The organism is Gardnerella sp. DNF01205 (genome assembly GCF_049244135.1).
Taxonomy (GTDB): Bacteria; Actinomycetota; Actinomycetes; order Actinomycetales; family Bifidobacteriaceae; genus Bifidobacterium; species Bifidobacterium leopoldii.
The window spans coordinates 1,338,520-1,353,010 of record NZ_CP058378.1 but is presented as its reverse complement, the minus strand read 5'-3'; the positions used below and the strand labels follow the sequence as shown (position 1 = coordinate 1,353,010).

Here is a 14,491-nt window from a genome sequence, read left to right as displayed (position 1 = left end):
TTTGATTAATAGATACTGACTATATTTTTCTGTTTTTCTATTTTTGCGTCGTATTTTTTACTGATTTATGTCGTGTTTATAGAATTTTTTGTTTCAAACAAGCACTTTTTTGTTACGTCTGGTTTGTTTTGTGTGCTTTTAGTAATAGAATTGAGCGCAAGTGGTTTGTTAAACATTTTTCGGTTAGCAAATTTATGGGATCTGTTCCATTAACAAAGGAGAGACGAGTGAAAGTTTGCGCTCAATGCGGTACCCAGAATATTGATACTGCAAAATTCTGCAAGGGTTGTGGTAACAAGTTTGAGGCTGCTCAGCCGGCACCCGTTCAGCCGGCACCTGTTCAGCCAACACCTGCTCAGCCGGCACCTGTTCAGTCAGTACCTGTTCAACATGCTCCAGCTCAGCCAGTGCCTGTTCAGCAAGTGCATGTTCAGCCTACACCAGCTCAGCCGGCGCCTGCTCAGCCTATTGCGCAGCATGCTCCTCAGTTTGCGCGTTCTAGTATGCCTCAGCAGGGTATGCCAGCTCAGCCAGGAATGCCTCAGCAGGGTATGCCAAATATGCAACGTCCAGGCTATCCATATGCTCAGCAGGGTATGCCAGCTCAGCCAGGAATGCCGGGTATGCAGAATCGCCCAAATACTCCAGGCGTTTCGCACTATAGCCAAATTTCAAACCAGCTTAATGCTGAACAGATGATGAACTTCTTCCGTTGGTTAGTAACTGCTCTTAAGAATCCTTCTCAGAGGTATCGCGTATCTAATATTTACGCAGTTTTAATTTCTGTGATTTCTGGTTTGCTGTTTGGTTTCCAAGCATATTTCTCTTCGCTTTCTTTCTACAATGCTTCTAATAGCACTGCTTTGGAACTTGTATCTAAGTTCGCTGGACAGCAAACTCCTGGTGTGCCTTTTACACTATTCTTCTATAAGTTTGTTATTGGAATGATTACCGTATACGCTGTATACGGTGTAGCTTTGCTTGGCATGAAGATGTTTGGTGAAGAGGTTTCGCCAGCTCAGCTTCACGTTCTTTTTGCTCAGAAACTCGTACCGCTTTTAGGCTTGCAAATTGTTTCAGTGATTTTGACTTTCATTGCTCCATCTATTCCTGTTATGAATTACTTTAAAGGAAAAGTAGAAGGCAGTGATTCTTTAGTTGCATCTATAATCTACAGCAATTCAGACATCTCATTGTTAATGAATAATCCTAGTGCTGTTTTGCAAGTTCCATCTATGTCTTTGCACACACTTTACTTGGTATTATTGATGCTCATTCCTGTATCGTTTATGGCAACTGCACACTACAAGGGTAAGCTTGATCGTGAGTGGATGTGGGTTATCTTTATCTTGATTGGAATTGTTGCAATATTTATCGTTGCTGCAATCAATACTGCTATGGTTAATTCCTTGGTTCCTTCGAATAATCTTATGAATAAAGCACAAGACCTAGCTAATTTATTTAAGTAAATATATCTAATAAGTCATAAGCCTAGCAGTCTTGTCTGCTAGGCTTATTTTGTAAAAATATACGGAGAGAAATATATGAATTGTCCATATTGCAACAGTCAAAATGCTTATGGAGCTATAGTATGCTCATCTTGTGGAGCTAGTCTTGTGCCGCAGCAAGCTAATTCAAGTTATCAGCCAATGCAAAGTGCTCAATATCAGCAAAATCAAATGAACGATGTACAACAAACGCAGTTCATTCAGCAGAATACGCAAGCTTATCCTCAACCTGTTTATAGCAGTCAAAATACTTATGGACAGCAGGATTATTCAAATCAACAGTACTATAATCAGCAGGATTATTCGCAAAATCAGCCTACAGAATATTATGCTCCTGATTCGTTTAATCCTAATTTCGTAGCAGGTAATGTTGTGAGAAGCACGCCTATGAAACACAGCACAAAAATTATGCTTATTGTAATTGGCATTGTTATTGTGGTTCTTGGTATAGGTTATACAGTTATTCAACAGAATGTGTATTCTCCACAAGCAACAATTCAACGTTATGTGAAGTCTTTGCAAGAAGGCAATTTTGATGAAGCTAACAATATGACAGATTGGTCTTCTTCTAAAGTTCCAGAAAATTATCGTGCCTTACTTACAAGCGCAATAGGCAGAGCTTCCAAGAATCATATGTCTTACATGAGTGTTGATAGTGGCCCATACAATTCATTTAAGCTTTCTTACAAAATTGGCGATAGTGATGCTTCGGCGGTAATAAGCCTTGTACCAGCTGGCAAACAGTGGCTATTCTTTGACTCTTATAAAGTTCAATATCCACCATTTGGTCACATTACCATAACTGTGCCAAATGAAGTTGATAAAATAAAAGTTAATGATTCTGAAATAAATTTGTCTACTCTCAAAAAATCGCCGAAATATGACGGTGAAAGCTACAGTTCAGAATACGGTTATTCAGTATATACATCAGCTACAGAATATAGACTTCCAGTGTATCCTGGTGCTTACCATATTGAATCTGCAAAAAGTTCGCAACTGTGGACCACAAATTCTGCTGACGCGTCAATTAGCGAAAAAGATAGTTCGGAATCTGCAAGTTTAGAGTTAGAAGCTACAGAAACATTAAAGGATGAGCTTACTAAGGCTATTCAAAAGCATGTCGATAAATGTGTAGCGTCAACTGAAACTGATGTTCCAGAGAGTTGTAGATTTGCAAGCTTTAGTTACTATACCAGCTATAAATATGACAATATTAAGCGTAGTGTTAATAGCACTCCTATGTTGGATCAAGTTAACATGTCGTCAGGAACTTTTCAGAGCGATGAGGTTGGTGTAGACATTACTTATCGCTATAAGGACGATGATGATGATAGTGATTGGAGAGACTCGCACACTAGAAATAGTGGTTATGTTTATGGAAAGTTTAGTATTAAAGATAATAAGCTAGTAATAGATTTTAACCAAGACTAAACCTAACGAATGTGCAAAATTTAAAGGCGCATTAAATACGAATAAAAGTTTCCCTCTACAATTTGTTTTGCAGAGGGGAATTTTTTTATAGCGTAGATTTGCGCACTGGTAGATTTGCGCATTGTAAAGTATGACACTAAACGCATTTTTCAGTATGGATATGTTATACTGGTAGTCCGTATATTTAAAGGTTGATATACAAGCAATTTTCAATGAAGAAAGGTAGTCGATGACGTTTATCTCTCGTGCAATACGCTACATTCTGAGGAAACGAATAAAAACAGCAATAGTTTTCATTATTGTATTTCTTATTTCGACATTGTTATTTTCTACTTCTGCAGTTTCAAATGCTGCAGGTAGAGAAGGAGAAAAAGTTGAAGCGCAAGCAGAGTCTAGTTTTGTGCTCGCAAATAACCCTCAAATAAACCCTGGAACTCCTAGAGGAGCTGGAACTGTAAAACCTAAAGATGTACAGGCAATTGCAAAGTTAAATGGAATTGCTTCCTACGTTGTTCGACAAAATGTAACAGCGGATTTAGTTAATGCTAAAGCGGCAAGAATTCCAGGCGTACAAGAGTATGACAATAAGCGTGAACAGCAGTTTGGGAATGCCGTTAATATTGAAGGAACGAATGACTCTACTGGTTTAAATACTTTTAAAACAAAAGCAATAACTATGTCTAAAGGCAAGCATCTTATTGCTAACAACGTTCATGCATCACTAATTCATGAAGATCTCGCTAAAGCTAACGGATTACATGTAGGAGATACTCTTACACTTCGCGCTAATCCTTACGATGCTGACAATATTCAACAATCAACAGCAACAGTAAAAACTCGTATTGTTGGAATTTATGCCGGAGCAAATAAGCGTCAAGTCGCAACTAGGGCGGAATTGACAGCTAATACCGTGTATACGGATTTGCAAACTACTCGCGAATTATATAAATATAAGCCTGGAAAAGAAATATATCAGGATGCAAGTTTTAGAATAAAGCGCGGCGAGGATGCGGATAATATTATGTCTCAAGCTGCGAAATTGCCTATTGATTTGCAAAACTATCAACTAACTCGTGACGATCAGTTCGTTTCTGGTTTGTTGAAAGCAGCAAAGGGAGTGCGCTCAATAATGACTGTTACAACAATTGCTGTTGTATCATTCGCTATTATTGCTTTGGCATTAGTGCTTTTGCTGTGGATGAATGAGCGACGTAATGAAATTGGTGTGTTTGTTGCAATTGGCACTGGCAAATTATCTATAGTTGGTCAATATCTTGCTGAGATTGTGCTTATTTCAATACCTTCGTTGATTGTGGGTTACCTTTTTGCAAAAGTTATAGCTCCGTTGATGGCTAATGTTGCTCTTGGCTCTGTGCAATCATCAGCCGCCCGTGAATTGAGTAATATGGGTCAAGCTGGTGGAAATCTTGAATCAACTTTGGCAACAAAAACTTTGGAAACACTTAGCGTACAAGTAGACGCTCAGTGTTTTGTCGGAGTTTCTACAATTGTTGGTGCAGTAATCGTTATTGCAGTTGTGTTGTCTTATTTGCCAATTATATGCAAATCTCCTCGTGAGCTCCTCGGATTGCAAAAGTAGAACTATGCTGTTTGGCGGCATAGTTTTCATAATTCGTCGTATGAAAGTTATTTGAAAAGTTAGTGAGTAACATTATGAATGGTGAAGTAATTTCTTTATGTGCTCGAGCGAAACTTGCAATATTGCGCAAACCTCGACGTAACGCAATAATTGTGCTGATTATGACTCTTGTTTTAAGTGCGCTAGTTTCACAAGCTGGTATCAGTGCTTCTGTTGAGGGTGCTAGGGATCGTATTCAATCCAGTATTGGCTTAGGTTTTACTGTACGAGCAAAAACTCGAGGTGAAACTCTTCCAGAGCAAAGTAATGCAAATTCTAATTCTGCTACTGCTACATCTAGTTCCTCAATTCCTCAAGATTTGGGCGCAAATGAAGGAATTGACTCTAGTCAAATTCGTAAATTTGCTGCGATTTCGAGCGTAAAAACTGTAGTGGAAGAGCGCGATGTTTTAGCTGTGCCTGTTGGAAAGCAACTTGTGCTTCCTGCGCAGGGTCCAAGACTAGACGATGATGTTTTGGCTCATGCTGCCGGAATTACTGGCACAACAGATTCTCGATTATCTCAAGGTTTTCAAGAAGGATTGTACCGTTTAGAACAGGGTGAGCATATTACTAATCGTTCTTCTGGTAGAGCAATAGTGCATCGTGATTTTGCTAAGAAGAATAATCTTAAGATTGGTTCTACTATAATTCTTAAGCAAGGGTTTAATGTAAAAGTTCGCGTTGTTGGCATTTTTGCCGGCAAATTGCAAACTAAAGGAGCGCTTCCTTCGGATACGTCAGAAAACCGCATATTTACTGACTTAAGTTCTGCGTTGTCTTTGGCGGGTTCTTCTAATCGAAGTGTTTTGCGTTGTGTTGTTGAGCATTCTGATTTATTAGCTAGTGCAATACGGGAGGCTAAAAGTATTGCTGGCAAGTGGGCAGATGTAGAGCAGAATGCTTCGCAATTGTCTGATGTAATAAGCTCGGTTAACTCTGTGCAACAACTTGTGCGAATGATTTTTGTGGCACTAAGTTTTGTTGGTATTTTAGTGCTTGGACTTGTATTAGTGTTCTGGGTTAGAGGACGTATGCACGAGATTGGCGTACTTATGTCTATTGGATTATCTAGAGCAATAATAGTTAGTCAATTGCTTGTTGAAATAGTGATACTCAACATTGTGTCATTCGTCATTTCGCTAGGCTTCGGTGCTGCTTTTTCTGGCGTTATTGGTTCTGTGATTTTGCATAGTGCTGATTCGTCATTTATTGCGGATGGTATGCCAGTATTGCCATTGCTGCAAACTCTTGCTGCTTTTGTTATTGGTTTGCTTATTTCAATAGTCGCATTACTTGTTGCAGTGCTGCCAATATTAATAAAGAAGCCTCGGCAAATACTAAGTGCCATGAGTTAGCAGAAATGTAGTTGCGTATGCGAATTTTCTACTAAAAGCGCAATCGCATAAATGGAACAAATCGTATAAATCATATTTAAATTATGTAAAAATAAGGAGCTTATTATGTCGGCTTTATTGCAATTAAAAAATGTGAAGTACACTTACGGACCTGCAAATATTGCGGTATTAAATGACGTGAATGCAGATTTCGAAATTGGCAAAATGTACAGTATCATGGGAGCTTCTGGAGCAGGAAAGTCTACTATGCTCTCACTTTTAGCTGGATTAGATACTCCTTATAAAGGTGAAGTATTGTTCAATGGTGAGGATATTGCAAAAACAGGATATGTTGAGCATCGCAAAAAACATATTTCACTTGTTTTCCAGAATTTTAATCTTATTGACTATTTGACGCCATTAGAAAATTTGCGATTAGTAAATTCACATGCTGATGTTCAAGTGCTAATAGATCTTGGGTTAACTGAAGAAGAAGCAAATCGTAACGTCACTAAACTTTCTGGTGGCCAACAGCAGCGTGTTGCAATTGGACGAGCTTTAGTATCTTCTGCGCCGGTAATTTTAGCTGATGAGCCTACTGGAAGTCTTGACCCTGCAACAACTAAAGAAGTTATTGCAATATTAAAAAAAGCTGCTAGAGAGCATGGCAAATGTGTGATTGTTGTTACTCATGATTCGAAGGTCGCATCTCAAGCTGATGTAAAATACGTGCTAAAAAATAAACAGCTAACGCGACAATCTGCTTGATGCCAAAGCCGGCGTAGCGCGACATTCGTGCAGATGGCGCTCGCGCTATAAGCGCTCGCTTACGAAACTCGCGTTGGAAGTCCACTGGACTTCCAACCTGAGCGAGTTTCCGCTCCGAGTTGCTTTCGCGCGCGCTGTGCTGCGCTCAAGCAGGTCGTCGCGCAAAACAAAAAGCCGACTCTGCGAAATCGTAGAGCCGGCTTATTGGCTAGAAGAACTTAACTACAAATCAGATGTGGAAGTAAAGCTCATACTCGAGTGGAGTTGGAGCCAAGCGCGCCATATCCATTTCCTCATGCTTCAAATTCAGCCAAGTTTCAATCAAGTCGCTAGTAAATACGTCGCCTTGCATAAGGAAGTCGTGATCCTCTTCCAAAGCTTGCAAAGCCTCACCAAGTGAAGAAGGAACTTGCTTAATGCCGTCATGCTCCTCTGGAGGAAGCTCGTACAAATCTTTATCAACAGGGGCAGGAGGCTCAATATGGTTAACAACACCATCCAAACCTGCCATAAGCTGAGCGGAGAATGCTAAGAATGGGTTGCATGAAGGATCCGGTGCACGGAACTCAATTCGCTTAGCAGCAGGTTCCGTACCAGCAAGAGGAATACGAATAGCTGCAGAACGGTTACGAGCAGAGTAAACCAAGTTGACTGGAGCTTCGTATCCTGGAACCAAGCGATGGTAAGAGTTAAGCGAAGGATTCGTAAATGCAAGCACAGAAGAAGCGTGCTTAATCAAGCCGCCAATGTACCAACGTGCAATATCAGAAAGTTGAGCGTAGCCAGTTTCCGCATAGAACAATGGCTTGCCATCCTTCCAAAGCGACTGATGGCAGTGCATGCCGGTGCCGTTATCTCCAGCAATTGGCTTTGGCATAAATGTTGCAGCCTTACCAGCTAAAGCAGCAGTTTCATGAACCACATACTTGTACTTCATCAAATCGTCGCCAGCATGAACAAGCGTATTGTAACGGTAGTTGATTTCCTGCTGACCTGCACCGCCGACTTCGTGGTGAGAACGCTCAAGAATCAAGCCGACCTTTTGTAAATTGCAAACCATGTCATCGCGTAAATCCTGATTGTGATCTACTGGTGGCACAGGGAAGTAGCCGTGCTTTACGCGGTTCTTAAAACCAATATTGTTGCTGCCGTCATCCTCAGTGTCAATTCCGGAATTCCAAGGAGCTTCGTTAGAATCAACCTCATAGAAGGAGCGTTGCATGTCGTTAGCAAAACGCACCTTATCAAAGATGAAGAACTCAGCTTCAGGGGCAAAGCTTGCAGTGTCAGCAATGCCAGTTGACTTCAAATAGGACTCTGCTTTAATAGCGACCTGACGAGGATCCCTAGAATATGGCTCATCTGTTACAGGGTCAACAATAGAGAAAGCAACATTCAGAGTCTTATGCTTACGGAATGGGTCAATATAAGCAGTGTCAACATCTGGAATAAGCTTCATATCTGATTCGTTAATAGCCTGGAAGCCTTGCATTGAAGAACCATCGAACGCCATTCCATCAGTGAAAGCACTGTGCAAGAACTCGTCAGCAGGAACAGTAAAGTGCTGCTGAACGCCAATTAAATCAGTAAATCGTACGGATACGTATTCAATGCCTTCCTTTTCAATAAGGGCTGCGGCATCTTCTTTAGTTTGCAAAGTGGTCATGGCCACCATTCCTTTCTTAAAAAACCCAGTAATGAGTTTATGACTATGAATGCCATTTTGGATTTCAGCGACTCGAATATCTCGTTACGTTTGTGTTACATAATGTTACGTGTAGTTGCGTAGATGCGAATAAATCAATACTACATGCCGCTAATTCGCATTCATCAGTTCGCGCAGTTACAATAGTACCTATGAATTACCAAGAGCAAGAAATGCATGAATATAAGATGCATGAGCATATTAAGGAAAGTGAAAATAAGCTAGATTTAGCTTCACTTTTCCCAGCCAAAGGCGATGATAGAAGGCCGCCAGATTGGCTAGGTCGTGCACTTATTTACGTTGCAATTGTTACTTTTGTGTCCATCTTCCTATGGTTCGCTTGGAATAGCATTTCATTCATTGTTTTCGATGTTGTGATTTCTATTTTTATTGCGCTCGCAATGGAACCGCTTGTTGTCCGGTTAATTAAGCATGGTTGGAGGCGAGGAGTTGCTTCTGGCTTTACGCTAACGGGCTTGCTTGTTGTAATTAGCTTGCTACTTGCTTTGTTTGGTAATTTATTTGCTCAGCAGGTTGTTTCAATGGTTATGGGCTTGCCTGATTTATACAATCAATTTGCAAATTTTGTGCTTCACTATACCGGTTTTAAAATGCCTAATATTGAGCAGCTTGGCATGGAAATTTTGAAGCATGTGCAAACATCTTGGGTTGTTGATTTTGCTGGCCAAGCACTTAACACAACATGGGGATTGATGACTGTTCTGCTTGATTTGCTTACCATTATTATGGTTACGTATTACATTTCTGCAGCAGGTCCGGCTATGCGTCGTAGCATGTGCCGTTGGATGAATCCGCAAGCTCAGCGTCGTTTCCTATTTATTTGGTCAGTTGTTCAAGAGCAGATTTCGAGCTTCTTATTTTCGCGAATTATTTTGGCAGCGATTAACGCAGTGGGTACCGCAATTTTCCTTATTGTGATGAATATACCGTATTGGCTTCCGCTATCCTTATTCTGCGGAATTGTTTCGCAGTTTGTGCCTACAATTGGTGGCTATTTGGGTGGAGCTTTGCCTATCTTGGTTGCGTGGGGTTCCAATGGTTTTGGTGCGGCTGTTGCAACATTAATTTTTATTACGATTTATCAGCAAATTGAGAACATGGTTATTTCGCCGAAGATTTCCGAAAAGACTATGGATCTGAATCCTGCAGTAGCTTTTATTTCAGTTCTTGTAATGGGCGCTGTATTTGGTGCTCTTGGAGCATTTTTGGCTTTGCCTGTGACTGCAAGTTTGCAAGCAATTTTTAGAGTATGCACGAAGCAATATAGTTTAGTTTCTTCTCCGCTTATGAACGATCCTCACCCTGATCACACTTCTATTATTGTTCGTTGCGTTGAGGCGATTGGCCGTAAGTTCATGAATCCAATGAGTGAAAGTGTTCATCGTGTAATGAAAGGCACAAGCTCTCGCATTTCTCTGAACGAGGATATTTTATATTGGTATAAGCAAGCTTATGTGTCAGATTCTGACGATGCGAATAGTAGCAAAGTTTCCTCTAACGATTCTGATCAAACTGATGTATTGGCAACAATGCCAATTTCGCGCGAAATATTAGATGCCGTAAATAAAGATATTGCAAAGCGTAAAGTAGATTCTGAAAATAAGGATTCTCCTAAAGCAAAATTGCAAGTAGGCGAGTCTAAAATAGTAAACAATACAAAAAATAGTAAAAGTAACGTAAAAAATAATCCACGGAGCGGATGGAAGCGATGATTCTTCTATCAATATTTGATGTACTAGTAATACTTATTGGCATAAGCGGTGTTGTGTATCAAGGTGTTTGTGCCGTTGCATCTTTATTCGCTAAGCCTATTGTTTTTCCTGAAGCGCCAATGGATAAGCATTATGCTGTGCTTATTTCTGCGCGCAATGAGGAAGCTGTTATAGGTAATCTTATTCATTGCATTCAAACTCAAACATATAGACAAGATTTTATTGATATTTGGCTTGTTGCAGATAATTGCACTGATTCTACTGCGCAAGTTGGTCGCAATTGCGGATGCAACGTAATTGAACGTTTTGATAAAGAGCATGTTGGTAAAGGTTATGCGCTCAGCTATCTCCTCGATCATATTATGAAAATTGGTGCGGATAAAGTTTATGACGCGTACTTTGTTTTCGATGCAGACAATAAACTTGATCCGCATTATTTTGAGGAAATGAATAAAGGTTTCCACGCAGGATATCAAATTTTAACTAGCTACCGTAATTCCGTGAATCTTTCAGATAATTGGGTTTCTTCTGGCTCTGCACTTTGGTTTATTCGAGAATCGCGATTTACTAACAACTCGCGAATGCTATTCGGTTCAAGTTGCCATGCTGGTGGAACTGGATTCATGTTCTCGCGTGAGATTATGCACAGAAATAGCGGATGGAAATTCCATCTTCTTACTGAGGATCTTGAATTCACTATGGACGCTATTCTTCATGGAGACAAAGTTGGATATTGCGGTTCTGCAGTATTATATGACGAACAGCCTGTGTCGTTTAGGCAGAGCTGGAGGCAGCGCCTTCGTTGGAGCAAGGGATTCTTGCAGGTATTTCGTTACTATGGAGCAGCTCTTATTCGACATGGTATTCGCGAAAGAGATTTTTCGTCGGTTGATTTTACGCTTATGCTTTTCCCGTTTATGGTTTTAGCTGTTGCAAGAATAATACTTGGTTTTATTTTTGCTGCATTTGGATTTGTAACATGGATGAGTCAAATCTCTTCAATGATTAATTTCATTACCACTACTGTTACAAGCGTTTTAGGTATGATGATATTTGTGTCACTCACTATTTTGGTTGAACACGATAAGCTTGGGGCCACGAATAAGGAGCTGTTTGCGTACGCTCTTAGCTTCCCGATTTTTATGCTTTCGTACGTGCCTATTGCGTTCCAAGCTATTTTCTCAAAGAGCGAGTGGAAGCCGATTCAGCATACCGGTCGCTGAGTGAAAGAATGAAATTCTATAGTGTGGAGCGAGTTTTGGGGGATTTTTCTCCTCGCGCGTCCCGTCCTTCAGTCGCTTTGACTGTTAAAGGCGTTTATTGTGTTCGCCTTTCTTTAAAGAATGTTGCTCCATCAGTCCTCTTTTAGCGCTCGTAGAGAAATCCCCCAAACTCTGCGTGCTAACCATTAATAACCTCATCTTATCGCAGAGATTTTTCGATTTTTCTTCTTCGCTTGGCGAATCAGCAGCCTGCGGCTCTGACGTTCGCCGCGCTCAGTGCGAAAAATCTCAAATCTCTACCACACGAATATTAGTACAGTGAAGGTAGCGTACGGAACAGTGATCTGGTGTGATGGTAGGAGGATTTGGGGTGGTGAGTGCGGCGGCTGATGGCGTTGTGATTGCGCAAAGATTGCGAGTATGAGATAATAGAAACCTCTATGTAAACGCTTGCTTGCGTAGCATTGTGGCGCGATGCGTGCGTTTATCTGTATACTGCGAGGTTCTTATGGTAGATTCTATTCCGTCTGAATATCCGTCCGGAAATGCTTTTGCTAGCAGCGTTCCGGTTTTTGGCGCAAACACTTATTCGAGTGATGCTAGCGATAGCAATGCAGATGTTCCAGCGGTTTCTATTCGCGGATTTGTTAAGACTTTTGGCAAGAAAGTTGCTGTAGATAATCTTTCGTTGAGCATTCCAGCAGGCTCTTTCTACGGATTGGTAGGTCCGAACGGTGCCGGCAAAACCACTACGATTAAAATGCTTACGGGCTTGCTTATGCCGGATGCTGGCTCAGCTTCGATCTTTGGCAATGACGTTTGGAGCGATGTAAATAGTGCTAAGCGCGCAATCGGTTTAATGCCTCAAGCCGATGAGATTTTTAAGACGATTACCGGCCTTCAACTTTTAACATACGCTGGCATGCTTCGCGATATGAGTCGCGCGGAATCCGTAAAGCGCGCGAACGACTTGCTTTCTGCTTTCGATTTAACAGAAGCTGCAAATACTATGGTTTCTGACTATTCAACTGGTATGACTAAGAAGATTTGCCTTGCAACAGCTATGATTCACAGCCCTCGCGTACTTGTATTGGACGAGCCTTTTGAGGCGGTGGACCCTGTTTCTAGCGCAAATTTGAAGGATATTCTCGCCGAGTATGTTTCTACTGGCGGTACGGTGATTATTTCTTCGCACGTTATGGAATTGGTTGAAAAAATGTGCTCGCATGTTGCGATTATTAACGAAGGTCATGTTGCAGCTTCTGGCACTCTTGAAGAGGTGGCTCAGGGCAAAGATCTTGAAGATCGCTTTATGGAGCTTGTTGGCGGACGTCACGCGGCTGCGCGCATTGATTGGCTTAACGGCGGCAAGTCTGATAACGCTGCTGTTGCTTCTACCAAGTCTGCTAATCTCAACGCCTAATAAGGATGGCCGTAATGTCTATGATTTTTACCATGGTTCGCCTTCGCTGGGCGCTTACTTTTTCTGTTATGCGAAAGTCGATTTGGCAAAAAATCGGCTTTGGTATAGTCATTGTTTTTGGACTTGCAATTATATGTGCTCTTGGTTTTGCGGGCTGGCAAGCAGGAAAGTATCTTAATCCAGGAATGCTTGCAGATACTAAAAATTGGCAGGAATTTCAGTTCGCTCCAATAATGGTTGCGTCGATTGTGTCAATTTTTACGCTGTTTATAAACCTGTTTATGTTCGGCAGTGACACAACACTAAAGTCGCGTAGTTTTGCGCTTTACGGCATTCCCTACGTAAAGCAGCAAGCTGGTATGCTTCTTGGCTCCCTTTTTGGAGCGCTTTCAATAAGCTGCACAATCGCGCTTGCTTTGTGGTCTTTAGCGTACAGAAACTTTGGGATTGTGCCGGTTTTAGTAAGCGTAATTGCAGCTCCGCTTTACGTTGCAACAATCGTGTCTTTAAGCAAAATGCTTATTGAGCTTTTGGATACTATTTTAATAAACAAGCGTTCAAGAAACATTTTTTACTTTGCTATTTTTGTAGCGTATATGATTTTTGTTTCCACTATGAATATTGGTAACAAAAGTCCAAGAGGAATTGTGTTTGGCTTAGGTTTTTGCTCTGCGTCCGCTTTTACTCCATTAAGTGCTGCTATGGCTTTGCCTCTTGACGCCATTAATGGCAATTGGCTTGCGCTTGTTATTCGCTTCTTTATTTGCGTACTAACGATTGCTGCTTGCTTTGCAATCTCTGTATTTTGCGCAAAATTAGAGCCAAAGCTACTGCGCGGTGAGCAAAAAACAGTTGTTAAAACTAAGGGAATCGGCTTCTTTGCAGCAGTTCCAGACAACACAGTCGGTGCGATTATTGCGCGAATTATTAGCGTTATGAGAAGAGATATGCGTCAACTATTTTTGCTTCTTACGCCGCTTTTTATTCTGATAGTTGCAGGAGGAACTAGTTTTAATGCTAAAGGATTTGGTTCTATAGCACAGGATATAGGCGTTTCTAGCTGGCTTATGTATGCTGCTTTGCTTATGGGCATGGTTGTTGGAAACAATATTGCATACGATGGCACAGCTTTTACTATGCACGCGATTATTGGAGTAAAAGGTTTGCACGATCGTTTAGCGCACGCAATAGTTTGGTCCGTGATTTGCGCTGTGTACTTTGCAATTCTTGGAATAGGGGTTTACGCTTTCCTTTTCTTTGTAGCAAATGTTAAGCAAAATATGAATGCAGTTATGTTCCAAACTCTTTCTCCAATTGGAGTAGCTTTTGCGACCATAGGCATTGGCTTAATTTCTTCGTGCATAGCAATGTACCCTGTAGCGTCAATCGAAAAGCCATTTTCTAGGCCGCAAGGTTCTGCAGGCGCTAGATCTTTTGCTCCAATAGGTTTTTCGCTTCTTTCTGCAGTATGCATGATTCCGTCTATTGCTGCAGCTATGACGTTTTTGGCTATTAACACGAATCTTTTGTGGATTGCATGCATTCTGTTCGTAGTAAACGGATTTGTTGTGTTGGTTGTTGGCGTAATTCTTGGCGGCAAAGTGATGGATAAGCGCATGATTCGTATTGTAGAAAACTTGCGCAGATTTGCCTCGATTACTGCGTAACTTACGCACGCTTTGTTGCAAGCGCAATGTATAGTTAAGCGCGGTATTTGCAATCGA

At 41.1% G+C, this 14,491-nt stretch carries 10 protein-coding genes; 9 read left to right on the top strand and 1 reads right to left on the bottom strand.

From position 1 onward, the window contains the following. Nucleotides 1-227: 227 nt before the first annotated feature. From HXT47_RS05550 to HXT47_RS05530, 5 genes are all read left to right on the top strand, one after another. Nucleotides 228-1,469: a hypothetical protein gene (locus tag HXT47_RS05550; protein WP_421788991.1), complete on the top strand. Its 1,242-nt coding sequence runs from the start codon at nt 228-230 to the stop codon at nt 1,467-1,469. Between the two features lie 75 nt (nt 1,470-1,544). Beyond that, nucleotides 1,545-2,939: a zinc ribbon domain-containing protein gene (locus HXT47_RS05545; RefSeq protein WP_112928791.1), complete on the top strand. Its 1,395-nt coding sequence runs from the start codon at nt 1,545-1,547 to the stop codon at nt 2,937-2,939. Nucleotides 2,940-3,168: 229 nt separating this feature from the next. After that, nucleotides 3,169-4,539, top strand: a complete 1,371-nt coding sequence (locus tag HXT47_RS05540; protein ID WP_004118695.1) for an ABC transporter permease — start codon at nt 3,169-3,171, stop codon at nt 4,537-4,539. Nucleotides 4,540-4,613: 74 nt separating this feature from the next. Beyond that, a complete protein-coding gene (locus HXT47_RS05535) occupies nt 4,614-5,936 on the top strand; it encodes an ABC transporter permease (RefSeq protein ID WP_421788988.1) in 1,323 nt (440 codons plus the stop codon). A gap of 105 nt (nt 5,937-6,041) precedes the next feature. Further along, a complete protein-coding gene (locus HXT47_RS05530) occupies nt 6,042-6,683 on the top strand; it encodes an ABC transporter ATP-binding protein (protein ID WP_004107298.1) in 642 nt (213 codons plus the stop codon). Nucleotides 6,684-6,912: 229 nt separating this feature from the next. Here the strand turns inward: HXT47_RS05530 and glnA are convergent, their stop codons facing one another. Beyond that, nucleotides 6,913-8,349, bottom strand: a complete 1,437-nt coding sequence (gene glnA / locus HXT47_RS05525) for a type I glutamate--ammonia ligase (protein WP_004107300.1) — start codon at nt 8,347-8,349, stop codon at nt 6,913-6,915. Nucleotides 8,350-8,540: 191 nt separating this feature from the next. Here glnA and HXT47_RS05520 point away from each other — a divergent pair, with 191 nt between their 5' ends. The 4 genes from HXT47_RS05520 to HXT47_RS05505 all read left to right on the top strand — a co-directional run bounded on the left by HXT47_RS05520 (nt 8,541) and on the right by HXT47_RS05505 (nt 14,434). After that, complete coding sequence (locus HXT47_RS05520; RefSeq protein WP_421788986.1) at nt 8,541-10,121, top strand: AI-2E family transporter; 1,581 nt, start codon at nt 8,541-8,543, stop codon at nt 10,119-10,121. Beyond that, on the top strand, nt 10,118-11,344 hold the full coding sequence (locus HXT47_RS05515) for a glycosyltransferase family 2 protein (RefSeq protein WP_112928790.1): 1,227 nt from the start codon (nt 10,118-10,120) through the stop codon (nt 11,342-11,344). The genes HXT47_RS05520 and HXT47_RS05515 overlap by 4 nt, the downstream gene beginning before the upstream one ends. Before the next feature lie 508 nt (nt 11,345-11,852). Then, on the top strand, nt 11,853-12,767 hold the full coding sequence (locus HXT47_RS05510; RefSeq protein WP_004107305.1) for an ABC transporter ATP-binding protein: 915 nt from the start codon (nt 11,853-11,855) through the stop codon (nt 12,765-12,767). Between the two features lie 14 nt (nt 12,768-12,781). Beyond that, nucleotides 12,782-14,434: a hypothetical protein gene (locus HXT47_RS05505; protein WP_162861590.1), complete on the top strand. Its 1,653-nt coding sequence runs from the start codon at nt 12,782-12,784 to the stop codon at nt 14,432-14,434. Nucleotides 14,435-14,491 lie beyond the last annotated feature (57 nt).